Source organism: Subtercola endophyticus, from assembly GCF_021044565.1.
Lineage (GTDB): Bacteria > Actinomycetota > Actinomycetes > Actinomycetales > Microbacteriaceae > Subtercola > Subtercola endophyticus.
The window spans coordinates 2,263,984-2,280,217 of sequence record NZ_CP087997.1 but is presented as its reverse complement, the minus strand read 5'-3'; the positions used below and the strand labels follow the sequence as shown (position 1 = coordinate 2,280,217).

Annotated in this window: 16 protein-coding genes and 1 pseudogene; 5 read left to right on the top strand and 12 right to left on the bottom strand. The window is 67.1% G+C overall.

Features of this window, described 5'->3' with window-relative positions; genetic code table 11:
* Positions 1-21 precede the first annotated feature (21 nt).
* Positions 22-1,272: an acyl-CoA dehydrogenase family protein gene (locus LQ955_RS10665; RefSeq protein ID WP_231024524.1), complete on the bottom strand. Its 1,251-nt coding sequence runs from the start codon at positions 1,270-1,272 to the stop codon at positions 22-24.
* Positions 1,269-3,305, bottom strand: coding sequence for a 3-hydroxyacyl-CoA dehydrogenase NAD-binding domain-containing protein (locus tag LQ955_RS10660; protein WP_231024523.1), 2,037 nt, complete (start codon positions 3,303-3,305; stop codon positions 1,269-1,271). The genes LQ955_RS10665 and LQ955_RS10660 overlap by 4 nt, the downstream gene beginning before the upstream one ends.
* Positions 3,306-3,428: 123 nt before the next feature.
* Between LQ955_RS10660 and LQ955_RS10655 the strand changes: the two genes are divergently transcribed.
* The gene (locus tag LQ955_RS10655) at positions 3,429-4,121 is read left to right on the top strand and encodes a TetR/AcrR family transcriptional regulator (protein WP_231024522.1); all 693 of its coding nucleotides are present in this window, start codon (positions 3,429-3,431) and stop codon (positions 4,119-4,121) included.
* Position 4,122: 1 nt separating this feature from the next.
* On the opposite strand, the gene LQ955_RS10650 is transcribed toward LQ955_RS10655, so the two are convergent.
* Genes LQ955_RS10650 through LQ955_RS10640 form a run of 3 tightly spaced genes read right to left on the bottom strand, consistent with a single transcriptional unit; the run spans position 4,123 to position 6,192 of the window.
* Positions 4,123-4,710 carry a GNAT family N-acetyltransferase gene (locus LQ955_RS10650; RefSeq protein ID WP_231024521.1) on the bottom strand — a complete coding sequence of 196 codons (588 nt, stop codon included), beginning with the start codon at positions 4,708-4,710 and terminating at the stop codon, positions 4,123-4,125.
* 51 nt (positions 4,711-4,761) lie between these two features.
* A complete protein-coding gene (locus tag LQ955_RS10645) occupies positions 4,762-5,481 on the bottom strand; it encodes a GAF and ANTAR domain-containing protein (protein ID WP_231024520.1) in 720 nt (239 codons plus the stop codon).
* Positions 5,482-5,490: 9 nt separating this feature from the next.
* Positions 5,491-6,192 carry a GAF and ANTAR domain-containing protein gene (locus LQ955_RS10640; protein WP_231024519.1) on the bottom strand — a complete coding sequence of 234 codons (702 nt, stop codon included), beginning with the start codon at positions 6,190-6,192 and terminating at the stop codon, positions 5,491-5,493.
* 351 nt (positions 6,193-6,543) lie between these two features.
* On the opposite strand from LQ955_RS10640, the gene LQ955_RS10635 reads away from it, so the two are divergent.
* On the top strand, positions 6,544-7,962 hold the full coding sequence (locus tag LQ955_RS10635) for an ABC transporter permease (protein ID WP_231024518.1): 1,419 nt from the start codon (positions 6,544-6,546) through the stop codon (positions 7,960-7,962).
* 32 nt (positions 7,963-7,994) lie between these two features.
* On the opposite strand, the gene LQ955_RS10630 is transcribed toward LQ955_RS10635, so the two are convergent.
* Positions 7,995-8,567, bottom strand: coding sequence for a TetR/AcrR family transcriptional regulator (locus tag LQ955_RS10630; protein WP_231024517.1), 573 nt, complete (start codon positions 8,565-8,567; stop codon positions 7,995-7,997).
* 97 nt (positions 8,568-8,664) lie between these two features.
* Between LQ955_RS10630 and LQ955_RS10625 the strand changes: the two genes are divergently transcribed.
* Positions 8,665-9,555, top strand: a complete 891-nt coding sequence (locus tag LQ955_RS10625; protein ID WP_231024516.1) for an SDR family oxidoreductase — start codon at positions 8,665-8,667, stop codon at positions 9,553-9,555.
* A gap of 55 nt (positions 9,556-9,610) precedes the next feature.
* Here LQ955_RS10625 and LQ955_RS10620 read toward each other — a convergent pair whose 3' ends face one another.
* Positions 9,611-9,958, bottom strand: a complete 348-nt coding sequence (locus tag LQ955_RS10620; RefSeq protein ID WP_231024515.1) for a helix-turn-helix domain-containing protein — start codon at positions 9,956-9,958, stop codon at positions 9,611-9,613.
* Between the two features lie 143 nt (positions 9,959-10,101).
* Between LQ955_RS10620 and LQ955_RS10615 the strand changes: the two genes are divergently transcribed.
* Positions 10,102-10,761, top strand: a complete 660-nt coding sequence (locus LQ955_RS10615) for a DNA-3-methyladenine glycosylase family protein (RefSeq protein ID WP_231024514.1) — start codon at positions 10,102-10,104, stop codon at positions 10,759-10,761.
* A gap of 35 nt (positions 10,762-10,796) precedes the next feature.
* Here LQ955_RS10615 and LQ955_RS10610 read toward each other — a convergent pair whose 3' ends face one another.
* The 5 genes and pseudogenes from LQ955_RS10610 to LQ955_RS10590 form a co-directional block, all read right to left on the bottom strand.
* Positions 10,797-11,897: an ATP-binding protein gene (locus LQ955_RS10610; RefSeq protein ID WP_231024513.1), complete on the bottom strand. Its 1,101-nt coding sequence runs from the start codon at positions 11,895-11,897 to the stop codon at positions 10,797-10,799.
* A 165-nt stretch (positions 11,898-12,062) separates the two neighbouring features.
* Positions 12,063-12,512: pseudogene (locus LQ955_RS10605) on the bottom strand (DUF72 domain-containing protein); the annotation flags it as partial.
* A 9-nt stretch (positions 12,513-12,521) separates the two neighbouring features.
* Positions 12,522-13,412 (bottom strand): SDR family oxidoreductase, encoded by an 891-nt coding sequence (locus tag LQ955_RS10600; protein ID WP_231024512.1) that lies wholly within the window; start codon positions 13,410-13,412, stop codon positions 12,522-12,524.
* A 62-nt stretch (positions 13,413-13,474) separates the two neighbouring features.
* Complete coding sequence (locus LQ955_RS10595; protein ID WP_255713569.1) at positions 13,475-14,443, bottom strand: NAD(P)-dependent oxidoreductase; 969 nt, start codon at positions 14,441-14,443, stop codon at positions 13,475-13,477.
* 53 nt (positions 14,444-14,496) lie between these two features.
* The gene (locus LQ955_RS10590) at positions 14,497-15,468 is read right to left on the bottom strand and encodes an aldo/keto reductase (RefSeq protein ID WP_231024510.1); all 972 of its coding nucleotides are present in this window, start codon (positions 15,466-15,468) and stop codon (positions 14,497-14,499) included.
* Between the two features lie 93 nt (positions 15,469-15,561).
* On the opposite strand from LQ955_RS10590, the gene LQ955_RS10585 reads away from it, so the two are divergent.
* On the top strand, positions 15,562-16,212 hold the full coding sequence (locus LQ955_RS10585) for an ArsR/SmtB family transcription factor (RefSeq protein WP_231024509.1): 651 nt from the start codon (positions 15,562-15,564) through the stop codon (positions 16,210-16,212).
* Positions 16,213-16,234 lie beyond the last annotated feature (22 nt).

Genomic DNA, 16,234 nt, shown 5'->3' with positions numbered 1-16,234 from the left:
TCGTGGTTTGTTCGTGTGCAGTTAGGAGGTGAATGCCGAGATTCCGGTGATATCGCGGCCGATCAGCAGGGCCTGCACGGTTTCGGTGCCTTCGTAGGTGTGCAGCGACTCGATGTCGGTGAAATGCCGGGCGACGCGGTTGTCGAGCAGAATGCCGTTGCCGCCGAGCAGGTCGCGGGCGTTCGCTGCGATGCTGCGTGCGGCGCGGGTCGCCGTGTATTTGCCGAGGGCGGCCGCCGGGCCGCTCAGCGCGCCGGCTTCGTCTCGGCGGGTCAGCTGCACGATGAGCGTCTGCATGCTCGTCAGTTCGCTGAGCATGCGGGCGAGCCGTTCTTGCACGATCTGCGAGGCAGCGAGCGGCCGGCCGAACTGGATGCGCTGGCGAGAGTAGTGCACCGCCGTCTCGTAACACGCGGTGGCGTGGCCGAGGGCGGCCCACGCGACGCCGAGGCGGGTCGCCTGCAGCACGCGCGAGGTGTCGGCGAAGCTGTTCGCCTCGGCCAGTCGGGCCGACTCGGGCACGCGCACGGCGTCGAGCGTGATGCGCGCCTGCCAGATGGCACGCAGCGACACCTTGTTGGTGATGACCTCGGCGCTGTAGCCGGGCGCGTCTTGCGGCACGAGGTAACCGTGCACCTTGCCGTCGTCGCCCCGCGCCCAGACGACGGTGACGTCGCCGACCGATCCGTTGCCGATCCACTTCTTGTGGCCGGTGATCTCGTAGCCGCCGTCGACGCTGCCTGAATCGGCGCTGCCCGAATTCACGCTGCGAGCGACGGTCTCAAGACTCACGGAATCCGATCCGTGGGTCGGCTCGGTGAGCCCGAACGCGCCGAGCTTCTCGCCTGTCGCAAGAGGAACCAGCCATTCGGCCTTCTGTTCCGCGCTGCCCAGCAGGGCGATCGAGCGCAGGGCGAGGGCACCCTGTACGGCGATGATGGTGCCGATCGATCCGTCTCCGCGGCTGATCTCGGCCATCACGAGACCAGCGGCGAGAGCACTCTGGTGGGCGAAGCCCTCGACATCGATGCCGTCACGCAGCAGGTCGAAGTCGCCGAGCCGTTTGACCAGGTGCACCGGGTACTCGGCCCGGTTCCAGTAGTCGTCGATCACCGGAAGTATCTCGGTGTTCACGAACTGACGCGCACGATCGCGGAACGCGAGATCGGCCTCGGGAAGGTCGGCGAAGACGCCGGCGACGTCGGGGTCGAGCGCCTCGGTCAGCTCGTACTCCGGCTCTTCGGTGCCGAGCAGGGTGCGGGTGGTGCTCATCGGGTCTCGCCTTCACTGTTTTTCCGTGTGTTTTCGGTTCTGCTGCGCAGGTAGGGAGTGAGCCCGCCGAGCGCCCACGGAAAGTTCGCACCCAGAATCATGGCCTTGTCGATGTCTTCGGCCCGCTCGACCACGCCTTCGGCGAGCATGCGGTCGACCTCGTCGGTCAGGGCGTCGAGGATGCCCGTGCGAACGCTCGCGGCCAGCTCGGCGCCGGTTGTGCTTTCGTCTGGCGCGGGTAGCAGCGCCGCCGCCTCGGCGGTGAGCGTCTGGTCGCGCTGTAGCACAGTGCGCAGACCACCATCGACCACGCGGGTGAGCCACTCGAGGCGGCTGAACCGATCGGGAAAAGCGTCGTGCATCGTCTCGCTGACGTGCAGCTGGATGGCAGGCCCCACGAAGTCGAGCAGCCGCAGTGGGCTCATCGGCAGCCCGAGGTCGTCGATGCTGTGGTCGACGACGAGCGGGTCGCCACCGGCGTCGATGGTCGTCATGACCACGTCGTACAGGCGCGTGAGCAGACGATTCACCACGAATCCGGGGGAGTCGGCCGCAACGATCGCCTGCCGTTTGAGTTTTGCGGCGAGCTCGAGCGCAGTGGCGACGGTCGCTTCGTCGGTCTGTCGGCCGTGGATGATCTCGACCAGCGGCACACTCTCGACGGGGTTGAAGATGTGAAAGCCGATGACTCGCTCGGGGTGCTGCAGATCATCCGCCATTTCGGAGATCGACAACGAGCTGGTGTTGGTCGCCAGCAGTGCATGGGGTGCAAGGTGCTTCTCTGCCTCGGCGAGGGCCTGCTTCTTCGCGGCCATGTTCTCGAAGATCGCCTCGATGACGAAGTCTGCGCCGGCAATAGCACCGGGCTCTGCGCTCGCGGAGACGAGCGCACTCAACCGAGCGGCTTCGGTCTCGCTGAGCTGGCCCTTCTCGGCCGCTGTGGCGAGCTGGCTGCGAACGAGCTCGGCGCCCCGGTCGGCGCGCGCCTGGTCGAGGTCGGTGAGCACGACGGGCAGGCCGCCGAACCGCACCAGCAGGGTGGCGAGCTGGCTGGCCATGAGTCCGGCGCCGATGACGGCGGCGCGCTCGACGGGTTGAGCGGAGCCGACGGCGAGGTCGGCCGGAAGCCGGCCCGGCGAACGGCTGAGCTGGTAAGCGTAGAGGCTTGCCGCCCCGGCGTCGCTGAGCAGCAGCTCGGCGAAGACTGCCGTGGTGGCGGCTTGGGCCTCGTCGAGCGTCTCTGTCTGAGCCGCGTCGAGAAGCTCGACCGCGCAAGCGGGTGCGGCGCTGACGGTCGGCCTCGAACGCGCGAAGTCGCTGTGAACCGTCTCGAGCTGGGCCGCGTACTCCTCATCGCTTGGTCGCCGCTGCCTGCGCTGCGGGGTGAATGACGGGAGCAGTGCGGCCACGGCGGCCGGCCACTGCTCGTTCCAGTCTGCGGCTGGAACCACCTGATCGATGATGCCGAGCCGGGCGGCGTCGTCAGCGCTGAGGCTTGTTCCGCGGCGCGAGTCGCGCACAGCTACGTCGTAGGCGACGCGAGGGCCGGCGAGCCGAGCCAGTCGATGGATGCCGCCCCAGCCGGGTACGAGGCCGAGGCGCACCTCGGGAAGTCCGATCGCGCGGGTGTCGCTGCGGGCCAGGCGGTAGTCGGCGAACAGGGCGAGTTCGAGGGCGCCGCCGAGAGCGAACCCGGTGATCAGGGCGAAGCTCGGGGCATCCCACTCGGTCAGCCGGCGAAAGGTACTCCAGCCTTCGGCCCCGAGCTCTGCGGCATCGTCGGCGGTTCGCGCGGCGGCCAGCGCGGTGAGGTCGGCTCCGGCGCCGAAGGAATGCGCGCTGCCGAGCAGCACGACGGCCTCGACCTCGTGCGCTTCGATGTCATCGAATGCCGCTGTGAGCGAGGCGAGTCGTTCGCTGCCCCAGATGACGGGCTTTCTGCTGGCAGGATCGCCCACGTGAACCAGTGCGCTCTCTCTGGCGCGGCCGGGCAGTACCGCATACTCGACGTGAACCTCGGACTCCGTTGTCATCGTGGAAAAGCCTTTCGTTACACTAAGCTAAGCATGAGACTGAGTGTCAAGTCAAGAAACTGAGTTTCAGTTTCTTGGGTGATCCGGGCTCGAATCGGCTCTCCGTCGCGTAGATTTTGAGGCATGGCTCCTTCTGACCCCGCTTCGCTGTCGTCGGCCGACGTCACGGCGACAGCCATTCATCTCTTGGCGCAGCAGGGCTACGACTCGACATCGGTCGACGAGCTGGCTGACGTGCTCGACGTCAGCCGGAGTACCTTTTTTCGTCGTTTCGGAACCAAAGAAGAGATCGTCTTCGCCGACCACACGTACCTGCTCGAGCGTCTGGGTGGCGTCTTGGCCGACAGCGAGGGCGATGCGTTCGACGCCGTCAACAAGGCGTGCCTCACGGTGATCAGATACCACGTCTCCCGGCCGGAGGCGACGCTGGAGCGCCGCGCTCTGCTGCGCAGCAACCCCTCGTTGCGCGAGCGTGAACTCGTCATGGCGCATCGATATGAGCGCATCTTTCGCGCGCATCTGAACGCGCACCTCGTCGACGACGAGTCGCGCGGCTGGATGCCCAGCGCCTATGCCGCGGCGTCTGTTGCCGTGCACAACGACGCTCTGCGCACCTGGTTCGCCGAACAGAAAACCGACGCGGTGAAGCACCTTCAGGGGGAGCTCGGCGATCTCGCGGACTCGTTCCGGCGTCGTGTGACGGCGGGCGCAGAGGTGCCGGCCCGCGCCGGGTCGCGTGTGGTGGTCGCCGCTTTCGAGTCGGATGCTGCGGCCGAGACCGTGCTGGCGAGCATCCGCCGCGCCCTCGACGGCTGAGTCACACCGTGTGCGGCACAGCTCGTGCGTCGCAGCTCGTGCGTCGCAGCTCGGTGCGCATCACCCAGCGCCACTTGGCGATTCGTCGCACTCGTTCGAAACCGAACTGCGTGTACAGCGACTCGGGGCCGGTCTGAAAGTAGGCACCCCGTTGCGGCGGGCGCTCGTCTTGTTGCTCGGGGTACGCCTCGACGAACCCGCCGCCGGCGTCGCGGATGGCCTCGAGGGCGGACTCCACCGCTGTTCGAGCGACACCGCCGCCACGATGGCCGTTGCCGGTGAAGATGCAGCCGATGCGCCAGTCGGGCAGAAAGTCGAGCTCTTTCAGGTACGCCTTGGCGTTCTTGATTCCGGCAATCTCGGCCGGGGTGCCGTACTGGCACCACCCCACGCACTCATCGCCCTCGTAGACGAGCACCTGATGGCAGGTCTTGTCACTGACGTGCGCCAGCTTTCGGGCCCGGTTGTCGTCTCGGCCCATCGAGCCGGTGAAGCCTTCGGCGTGAAAGCCCATGCACCAGCATCCGCCCCACACGCCGTTGTTGGCTTCGACGAGGGTGGCGAAGTCGTTCCAGGTCTCGAGTGTCAAGAGCCGTGTCGAGTGGCCCTGGTTCGCCATGGTCGGTGCTGTTCGCCGAGATCAGGCCGGCAGGCTGATCGTTCCGTCGACGATGCCGTGCGCCGTCGTGCCGATGGCCGTGCCCGAGTTGCGGGATGTCTGGCGCAGGAGTTTGAACGCGGCATCCATGTCGATGTTGCGTGACTGCGCGAGAACGCCCTTGGCCTGTTCGATGATCACCCGGCTGTCGAGGGCGTGCTGCAATTGCTCGCGGGCGATGCCGGCCTCGCGAATGGCGCGCTCTTGCAGAATGCCGATGGTCGCGACATCGGCGAGAGCCTTCGCCGCCACGATGTCTTCGTCGCTGAGCGAGCCGGTGCGGTCGCGAAACACGTTGAGGGCGCCCAGCGTGGTGTCGCGCAGGCGCAGCGGCACCGAGTGAGAGGATCCGTACCCCAGCTCGCGAGCTCCGGTGGCGAACACCGGCCAGCGCTTTTCGACTTTTTCGACGTTCGGCACCGAGACGACGGAACCCGAGAGGTAGGCCTCGACGCAGGGGCCGGTTCCGGCATCCAGCTGCATCAGGTCGAGCAGGTGACTGCGCTCGTTGGTCGAGGCGACTGTCTCGAGGTCGCCCCGGGTGCCCACCAGAATGATGCCTACGTCGGCCGCGTCGAGAATCGCCGCGCACTTCTCGACGAGCGTCTGCAGCAGGTCGATGACGTCATAACCGGCGACGAGCGTGTCGGCGAGGGTCACCAGCGTCTCCACCAGTTGGTTCTGCCGCGCTTCGCCCTTCATGTGCATATCTTACGTTCCGTTCGGTGTGGAGCCATGGCCGAATATCAGCCTGCGGTCGACGATCGTCGCCGCCACCTCGCGCACCGTCAGCCCCTCGGCGAAGGCGTGTGCCCGGATGATCAGCAGTGCATCCGCTGCCGAGACGCCGAGCTGCGTCAGCACCATTCCCGTGGCCTGGTGCACTTCGCGCCGGGAGAACACCGACGGCGGCTGTTCGAGCGCGTTTCGCTCGAGCGCTCCCGACACGATATGCCGGGCGGCGATGCCAGCGAGCGTCGCCGCATCGTCGATTTCGCCCGGTGTGAGGGTGCCGACGGTGTCGGCGTACAGATCTACGGCGCCGACTCGCAGCGACCCGACAAGGAGCGGAAACGCGAACACCGCGCGCACTCCGGCATCTTGAATGCTTGCCGAAAGAGTCGGCCAATCGGGGTTCGGCGAGTTCTGGATATCGGGCTCGATCACCGGCCGCCGCGACGACAGGGCCTGCCAGCACGGGCCTTCGCCGAGGTCGATCTGCAGTTCATCCAGGCGCGCCGCCTCATCGTCGCTGGCGCACACCGTTTCAGACCCGAACGGGTCGCCGAGGGTCGAGATGGCGGCGCGGATGATCGGCAGACCTTCGACGAAGGGCAGGCAGAGATTCGTTCCTGCTGCCCCGGCGGCACTCAGGTCGAAGACGGCCTTGAGGAATGCGTCATGGCCCGGCATGGGCGCCGCCTGTTTTGGCGGGCCCGGGCGGGCACACGGTGATCTGGTCAGCGGCGCGCATGGTCTCCTCAGGCGGTACTTCTGCGCAGCACCGCCCGCGACACCACCGGTGCGACCACTCTGTCACATCAACCTGGGCTGTGCTGTTGCCTCGCTGACCGTCTTGCGGAGGTCGGGTGCCCGGGCCCGAGCATCGACTTTTCGAAAAAGCCCCTCTAGCGCGCGTTTTGGGGGCTTTTTCGAGAAGTGGATTGACCGCGACGCGCAGAACAGATGAGCACGGCGACGTGCTGCAGCTCGGGAAGACGGACGCCGCGGGTAACGTGGAGGGCACCGGGAGGCGGTCGAGCAATGAGCGGGTCAGCAAAGAGCGCGAGCGGATCGGCGCAGAGCACAGGCGCATCAGCATCGAGCGCGGGCGGATCAGCCCAGAGCCTGGAACGAAAGCCGCGAGTGAGCGCGTATCGCCGGTGGTATTCCACGTTGCATCCGTCGCTTCAGCTCATCGGATTGCAGTTGTGGCTGCCGTTGTTCTTCATCGTGGCGTTCTGCCTCTGCTACATTGCTGCGTTTCACTCGCCGCATCCGCATGATGTGCCCGTCGGGGTGGTCGGTTCGTCAAGCGAACAGTTGCAGACCGAGTTCGATACCGCTCTACCCGGAGTGCTCTCCGTTCGCTCGTTCGACACGGTCGAGGAGGCGAAGGCGGCGGTGACGACGGGGCAGGTGGCGGTCGCGTTCGACCCGAGCACCTCGACCATCTACAAGGCATCGGCGCATCAGTATCAGGTGGCCGCGCTGTTGCCTGCGATGATCACGCCAGTTCTCGCTGCCCGCGCGGCGACCGGCGCCCCCGTGCCGACCGTCGTCGATCTCGCGCCGCTGCCCTCGTACGACGAGTACGGAACGGTGTCGTTGTACCTGATGCTCGCGTGGTGCATCGGCGGATATATGGTGGCCATGTTCATCGGCCTGATGGGCGCACCGCTGAAACATCGCACCCGTATCGCGGTGATCGTGGTGGGGGGCGCGCTCATCTCGCTCATCACGAATGTTCTCGCCGGGCCGGTCATCGGCGCTGTGCACGGGCACTTCGGGGCGCTGTTTCTCATCGCCTGGGGCTGGATCGTGGCTATCGGCCTCACGGTGAACGGCGCGAGCTATTTCGCGGGCCGGTTCATTGCGGTGCCGGCGATGGTCGTGTTCATCTTTTTGTCGATGCCGTCGTCGGGGGCGGCGTATCCGTCGTGGTTCATGCCCGAACCGTTCGCCTGGCTGAACAATGTGGTGGTCGGCAGCGGAATCACCGAGATGCTCAAGCGCGTTCTCTACGGGGTCGGCCCTGGGTGCGCGCGCGGCATCACGATGATGGTGTCGTACGCGGTCGTGGGCCTGGTGCTGATGTTCGTCGGCAAGCACTACCTCGAGTGGCGTCGGGTGAAGCGGGTGACGTCGGGGCGCACGACGATGTTCGCCGACGCGAACGCCGCGAATCGTGAGTTTCTCATTCGCCAGCGTGACGAGACGCTGGCCAAACACCATCTGGTGCGAACCGACACCGGAACCATCACGACGATTCCTCCCGAAGAGCTCGCTCAGCTCACGCCGGCCGCGCCTTCCGCCCGGGCCGCGGATGAGTTCGACCCGGAGTTCGACGCGCACTTCGACACGGACTTCGACGCCGAGTTCGACGACTCGACCTCGCCGAACATGTTTCTCGGCTCGTCGAGCGGGCTCGAGGGTGAAGATCCACCCAGCAACAGACCCTAGCTGTGGGGGTCCGGGATGCTCAGCCCCAGCTGTCAGCCCAACTGAGTGACGGCTGTGCGCAGCCGATCGAGGGATGCCCGGGTGAGCTCGGACAGCTCGTGCACATTGCCCTCGGCGGTCCACTCGGCGAAGGCGTCTTTGAACGCGAGCACGCCGAGTTCGGCGGCGGTGGTGGCGACGGATTCTGACGCCCCGCGTTTCGTGAGGGCATCCGCCATCGCAGCAGCCATGCCCACCTGCTTCAGCGCGTTGCGCTCTTGCAGCTCCCTGCTGGTGGCGATGACGGCGGCGAGTCGGGGGGCGAGTTCGCGGTTGAATTCGGTCATCGCCTCGGCGGCGTGCTGCAGGCCGGCCTCGACGGCTCCGAGTGGTGTGGCGTCGGCGGGGGCGGCGGTGATGCCCTCGGCGAGCAGCTTCGACAGGGTCTCTTGCCCGGCGGCGAGCACCTCGCGCTTGTCGCTGAAGTGGCGAAAGAACGTGCTCTTCGTGAGCCCGGCCCGATCGGCGATCTCGGCGACCGTCGTGTTGTCGTAGCCCTGGTCGGAGAACAGCTGCAGTGCCGCCACGACGAACCGCTCGCGCGCATCTGGTTCCCAACGAGGCATGCCTCCATTCTAACGATGCGGATTCTCACGATGCGACAAAAGTCCCATCACGGTGTTAGGGTGATGGGACACAAGTCGCATCAGTGAGGAGTCTTTCATGCGCGTTTTTGTCACAGGTGCCTCGGGAGGCATCGGCTCAGCCGTCGTGCCCGAACTCATCTCCGCCGGTCACGAGGTTCTCGGGCTTGCGCGGTCCGATCGCTCGGCCGCCGTCGTCGAGGCCGCGGGCGCGGCGGTACTTCGCGGGAGTATGGATGACGCGGGCATCCTCTCGGCCGGAGCCCGGCAGTCAGACGGGGTCATCCACCTCGCCTTCAGCAACGACTTCACCAATTTCGAGAAGGGCATCGCCGAAGAGCGCTTTGCGATCGACGCCCTCGGTGCCGCGCTCGTCGAGACGGGCAAGCCGTTCGTCATCGCCTCGGGCACGCCCGGCGTGGCGGGCCGGGCATCGATCGAGTCTGATCCGGCGGTGACCGAGGGGCCGGTCGGTGGGCGCGGCCGCAACGCTCAAGCCGTGCTCGATCTGGCTCAGAAGGGCGTGCGTTCAGCGGTCGTGCGGTTGCCCCGCTCGGTGCACGAGCGCCAGGTGGCCTACGGCTTCGCGAGCATGCTCATCGCGGCAGCACAGCGCACCGGCGTCTCCGGATACATCGGCGACGGCAGCCAGCGCTGGCCGGCCGTTCATCGCCGTGACGCCGCGACGCTCTTTCGCCTGATGATCGAGCAGGCCGACCCGGGCACGGTGGTGCACGCCGTCGCTGATGAAGGCGACGCGATGCGCACCCTCGCCGAGATCATCGGGCGACAACTCGACGTTCCGACGGAGCCTGTGGCCGCCGAGACGTTCGGCTTTCTCGGCGCAGTTTTCGCCGTCGATCAGCCTTCTTCGAGTGCCTGGACGCGAGAACGTTTCGGCTGGCAGCCCACCCACCCGAGTCTGATCGACGACCTCGAGGCTGGCGACTACCCCGCGATCACGCGCTGACGATTCCGGATGCCCGGGGCCGGCCGAGCGGATGCCCGGGCGTCACGCTCGCGACTCAGCGCCCCTGACGCCGCTTTCCCACGCGCGGCGCACCCTTGACGGCCGGCGCGCGGCCCTTGCCTTTCGACGCCTTCGCCTTTCCGCCGGGCGGGCGAACGTCGGCGGCAGCGGCCGCGGCCGACTTCGCCCACTGCACCGACGTCGTCTGCTGCAGCGCCTCGCCGGCCGGGGTCAGGGTGGTGGTCTCTGCGGAGTAGTCGAACAGCGGATACCCGAGTTCTGCCTCGAGTTCTTTCACCGAGGCGACGAGAGTGGCACGCGAAACGCCTTCGGCGCGCGCGGCATGTGCGAAGTTCAGCGCGTCTGCGGCGGCCATGAAGTGACGGATGCGGTCGATGGCCATGTGCCCAGACTAACCGGCTGTGCCGCTGGCCGGCTGTTTCGCCGACCGGCTGTGCCACGAGCATCCTGTGTCACTAACAACCTATGCCACGAGCAACCTGTGTGCTTTACTCGGGGAATGGATGCTGCGGGCCGAGTTCTGCCATGACGCCTGTCGACGCGGTGATGTTCGCCGAGGGTACAAAAGCGCTCGCCGACCGTGACCCCGTGATCGCGGCCCTCGTCGAGCAGACCGGTCCGATCGACTTCGTGCCGCAACCCGAGTCGAACTTCGCCGCACTCGTGCGCGCGATCACGTACCAGCAGCTCGCCGGGCCCGCCGCCCGAGCCATTTACGGCCGTCTCGAGGCATTGCTCGAGAACGACGTCGTGCCCGAGCGCCTCGCCCGGGCATCCGTCACCGACCTTCGGGCCGTCGGGCTCTCTGGCGCCAAGGCGGCCTCGATCGCCGACCTCACGGCGAAGGTGCGCGCCGGAACGGTGCCGTTGGACGATGAGACGATCGCCGGCCTCGGCGACGATGAGATTCTCGCCAACCTCGTCACGGTGCGCGGCATCGGGCCATGGACCGCCGAGATCTTCTTGATGATCCACCTCGGGCGGCCCGACGTGCTGCCGGCCGGCGATCTCGGCATTCGCAAAGGTTACGGTCTCGCGTGGAAGGTGCCGACCCCCACTGAGAAAGCACTGCTGCTGCTCGGTGAGCCCTATCGCCCCTACCGCAGCGTGCTGTCGTGGTACTGCTGGCGTGCCGCCGAGCTCTATGCGGGCAGCACCGCGAGCGCGGTCGCCGGCGACGCGTAGCACCTAAGCTATTGGCGATGGATCCTGTTCACTAGTCATTCCAATGAGGCCTTGGCCAGATGCTCTCGTAGGCCGGGTAGTGCATACGCGACTCGGCCGTATCCGGCCGGCTCGATGAGCCCGGCCGTGAGAAGACGATTCCGATAGTTTGCGGCGGCATTCGGTTTGAGATTGAGGCGGCGCGCGATGTCGCCCGAGGCTGATGCTTGGTTGTCGAGCGTCATTGCGATGAGGTAATCACGATCTTTGTGAGACAGGGTAGACAGCGCTGCTTCGATCACCGTTCGGGCGTTGCGTCGATGTGCTGCAGCGATTGCCTCCTGCGCCCGGGCTGTGCCTAGTTGCGCATTCGGAGTTCTCTCGCACTCCCGCCAGAGAAAGTAGCCCACAAGTTGGATGAGGAATGGGTAACCCCCGGTCGATTCGGCGGCATCACGGATCACGTCCGGCCCGAGTGCGAATCCGGCCGCCGCGAAGGTGCGCGAATACGAATTTTCTACATCACGAATTGCAGCAGCGTGCAGATCGATCTTGTCTGCGCGGCGCAAGAACGTGACGACGCCCGCGTTGAGCAGATCGGAAACAGCTGCGGGCAATCCGGCGAACACCAAGCCGATAGGAAGTCCCTCCTGGGTGAAATGCTGCGTATTCGCGGCGAGTTGGGCGATTTCGTCGCGATCCGCCGCGTGAATCTCATCGACTGTGATGACGAGGCCCGTCTGATGGGAGTCAAGGATTCGAAGTAATGTCTCAGCAGTTGTTCTCCAGTCCACTTGGCTCTCTGGCGGCAGTTGCGTCGTGATGCTGAATCCGGCCGCTGCGACGCCTGTAATGCGGCGGGAGGGCGGTCCGTCACCTAAATCGTCGCAGAGTCGTCCCATCGCTGCTCCGATGCGAGCGACAAACCCGCGTGTCGCGGTTTCGGAAATGATCGCCCAGCCTTCGTCGCGGGCCCGCTGGTGCACTTCGCCCAGCATGACCGTTTTTCCGATTCCACGTGCGCCCGTAAAGATAGTCAGTAACCCCGGAGCTCCGGATCGCAGCGTGAGACCATAGGCGAACTCGTCGAGAAGGCCGGATCGCCCAATAATTTCTGGAGGCGTTGCACCGGCGGAGGGTCGGAAGGGATTCAGCACGTGATCTTGTGAGTCCTTGTGAGTCCTTGTGAGTCCTTGTGAGTCCTTGTGAGCGTAGTGAGTCTTGTGAGTGTCACCGCAATAAGAGCACCCCAGATGTATAGATGACGATTAATCGAGTATAGCGGATTCGTTTGAGTGCTTGTGGCGTGCGGCAGGGCAAACTCAGAGGCGTTCGCCGAGCATCCACTTCAGGGTGCGAGCGTTGCGCACGGCGTTGCCGCCACCGTCATTGTTGAAGTAGGCGTAGACCTCGTGGCCGGAGGTGTTCCACTCGGTGATGCGGTCGGCCCACCAGGCGAGGTCGGTGTCGGAGTACGAACCGCCGTAGAGGTAAGTATGGTCGGGCCCGTGCAGGCGAAGGTAGACGATCTCGGAGGTCGCCCGAATCACGCAGGGCAGGTTCGCGCCGCTCATGACGCAATAGGCGGCCCCGTGCTGCTCGAGCAGGCGGAACACGTCGTCGTGGTTCCAGCTCTCGTGCCGCAGCTCGACCGCCACGCGCAGCCAGGGGGGAAGTTGCGCCAGAAAGTAGCGCAGGCGCTCGTCGTCTCGGTGCATGGTCGGCGGCAGTTGCACGAGCAGCACGGCGCGCTTGTCGCCGAGCTCGTGCCAGGCCGCGGATCAGTGCACCGGAGTTCCGCCCGTCACGGCGATGGTCTCGCCGCTGATGTAGCTGGCCTCTTGCGAGGCGAGCAGCACGAAGGGCGGGGCGAGTTCGGCCGGCTGACCGGGGCGGCCGTAGGCGGACTCGCTGCCGAACGACTCGATCTTCTCGTTCGGCACGAAGGCGGGTTGAAGCGGGGTCCACACCGGGCCCGGGGCGACGCCGTTGACGCGGATGCCGCGCTCGGCGAGCTGCTGCGCCATTGCCCGGGTGAAGTTGGCGATGCCCGCCTTCGAGACCGCGTATTCGGCCAGCGCAGGCGAGGGGCTGAAGCCCTGGATGCTCGAGCAGGTCACGATCGAAGCGCCGGGCTTCAGGTGGGGTGAGGCCGCCTTGGTGAGCCAGAACAGCGGGTAGATGTTGGTCTTCAGAACGTGGTCGAGCGTCTCGGTCGAGAAGTCGTCGATGCTGTCGACGGTCGGCATGGTGCCCGCGATGATGGCGATGATGTCGAGGCCGCCGAACTCTTCGACGGTCTTCTCGATGAGCGCTGTGTTGGTCGCTTCGTCTTGCAGGTCGCCGGGAAACAGCAGCGCCTTCTGGCCGGCGGCCTCGACGAGCGCGGCGACCTCTTCGGCCTGGGCCTGTTCTTCGGCGAGGTACGAGAGCGCGACATCCGCTCCCTCCCGCGCGTAAGCAATTGCCACAGCGCGGCCGATGCCCGAGTCGGCGCCGGTGACGACGGCCTTGCGGCCCGCGAGCCGGCCCGAGCCGACGTAGCTCTTCTCGCCGTGATCGGGCTCCGGATCCATCTTGTGCACGTCGCCCGGGGCCGACTGCTGCTGTGGTTTGAAGGGCGGGTTGGGGTACTGGTGAATGGGGTCTTGGGGCGTGTAGATCGAGGGCATGGCTTCACGGTATTGCGGGGTGTGCGTCGCAGGGCACCCCTTGACGTGCCTGCGCCCGGCGCCTATCGCGCGGGTGATGGGGGCGCTGTGTGCGTGTCTGCAGGCGCTTCGTCGACCAGCGAGATGCCGGCCTCCGCTTCGAGCAGCCGCGCCGCGAGAAGTTCGCCGTCGACGGCGCCGAAGCGCTGCAGTGCGCGGTGGTGGATGCCCGCCACGAGGTTCGACAGCGCGAACGGCAGCTCGGCATCTGCCGCCAGGCGGGTGAGCGTGTCGAGCTCTTCCACAACGCGGTCGAGGCCGAACGTGGCCATGTCGTCTCCGGCGAGCAACCGGTCGAGGTGCCGGTCGATGAACGCGCTGCCGCCGGCACTGCCGGTGAGGGCATCCTGCAGCGCTCGCGGATCGATACCGCGTCTGCTGCCGAGCAAGAGGGCTTCGGTGACGGCGATGCTCTGGCCGAACCAGAGCAGGTTCGCCAGCAGTTTTGCGGTGTTGCCCGCGCCGGGCGCTTCGCCGAGGCGACGGATCGCGCCGGGCTCGGCCCTGGCGGAGAGGGCCGCGAGCACGGGGAGCGCGAGCTCGATCGCCGCGGCCTCGCCCGAGACGAAGAACGACAGCTCTGCCGCCTCGGCCGCCTCGACCCCGCCGCCCAGAGGGGCTTCGACCGTGAGCACGCCGCGGTCGGCCGCGTCTCGGCTGAGTCGCGCCATGAGGTCGGGATCGCTGCTACTGAGGTCGAGCCAGCAGGCGCCGGGCCGCAGGTGGTCGAGCAGGCCATTGCCGCCTGAGCCTGCTGCGCCGCCGGTGCCCGCCATGGCCCGCTCGATCTCGGGTGGCCCGGGCAGCACGGTGAGGAGCAGATCGCTCGCCGCGGCAAGGGCAGCGGCCGATGCGGCGGTACGAACTCCGAGCGCGTCGAGCCCCGCGAGCCGCGCGGGCTCGACGTCGAACGCGGTGACGTCGAATCCGGCCGCGGCGAGTGTGCGCGCGATCGGCCGCCCCATGCGCCCCACCCCGAGTACGCCGACCACTCCGCGTGCCCCGCGTGCTCCGAGTGGCCCGGCGGCTCCTGTATCCCTGCCGCTCACCGCCACGGTCGCGCACTCCGGGCCGCCCAATACTGAGCGGGATCCTCGGCGAGGGCGGCGAACGCCGCCAGCGCGTCGAGCTCGAGCGGCGCGTCGGCGTCCGGGTCGAGCGGCGCGGACGGGGGAGCAGGTGGGGGAGCGGGCGAGAGAGCGGATGGGGCAGCGGCGGCTTCGAGGTTCTCGCGCAGTTGGGCGGGGGTGACGGCTCCGCTCAGCACGATGTCGGCCCACGGCTGGCGCACCGCCACACCGAGCGCCTCGGCCATGAGCGAAACCAGCCGGCCGTTCGCCAGTGCCTCCTTCACCACCACGAGCCACCCCGCGTCGTGCGCCTCGGTCAGAGCGGGCGCGGCCGAGGGTTCGAGCAGGTTGTAGGTGGTCTGAACTGCGCTGAATGGCGCGTCGGGCAGGGCGAGCGCGGCCCGGATGATCGCTCCCTGACTCGGCCCGCTGGTCGAGAACCCGATGCGCACTCCGCTCGCCGCGAGCTCACGTAAACGGTCGAGCAGGGCCGCGTCGCCGAGCGCCGGGCTGACGGGCGTGAGCGAATGGATGAGGTACACATCGGGCACCGTACCGAGCGCCTCGAGGGTCTGCGGCCACTGCTCGTCGAGCATCCGCAGCGAGTGCTGCTTTCTCTCCTGCGTCTCGGCGTTCAGCTGCCAGTCGCCGACGTACTCGTAACCCCACTTCGAGCCGAGGGTGAGCTCGGCCCGGCGGTGCGGATGCTCGGCGAGCCACGAGCCCAGAAACTGTTCGGCCAGTCCGTACGACCGTGCCGCGTCGATGTACCGGATACCGAGCCGCCAAGCCTCGTCGAGCAGGCGATGCGCGCGTTCGCGCAGGGCCTCGACCGAGCGTGTCTCGCCCGCTCCGAGATCGGCGTCGCGCCCGACGGTGATGTAGGCGGGGCGCCCGATGGCGGCAAGGCCAAGGCCCAGGCGGGCGCGAGAAGGCTCGGAAGTCACGGTTCCACTCTCTCACCCGGCACGGTTATCTGCATGCACAGCACTTATGCACGACTCTTGTGCATAGAAAGTGTGCGTGGCAGAATCGGAGTCATGGATGACAGCCCCGGAGCCACGGATGACCACCCGACCGAAAGCCCGACTGCGAACCAGAGCGCGGCGCCGCGGCCCTACACGGGCATCCAGCTCGACGAACGAGCCGTGCGGGTGCTCGCCCACCCGCTGCGGTCGCGCATTCTCGGCCGGCTGCGAGTCGACGGGCCGCTGACGGCGACCGAGCTGGCGGGCATCCTCTCGACGAACACGGGTGCGACGAGTTACCACCTGCGCGCGCTCGAGTCGGTGGGGCTGGTCACCGACACGGGCGAGGGGGCGGGGCGGAGGCGGCTCTGGCGGGCATCCACCGACTACCACTCGTGGAAGAACTCCGACTTCGACGGCGACGAAGACGCTCGCACCGCGCTCGGCTGGCTGCAGCGCGACTACGTGCGGCAGCTCGCGACGCGCGCCGAACAGTGGCTCGACGTCGCCGAGACCTGGCCCGCGGAGTGGGTCGATGTGTTCGGGCTCAACGACTCGTTCGTCTTCGTCACGCCTGAGCAGGCCTCCGCTCTGAAGGCCGATCTGGATGCTCTGCTCGACCGATACCGCACGCTCGGTGAGGGCGACGAGCGTGCACGGCGGGTTCACGTGCACACGTTCACGAGTCCGGTCGATCTGCAGGCGCCGGGCGCGGATCAGTGATGGGCGCGGATCGATGATGGGC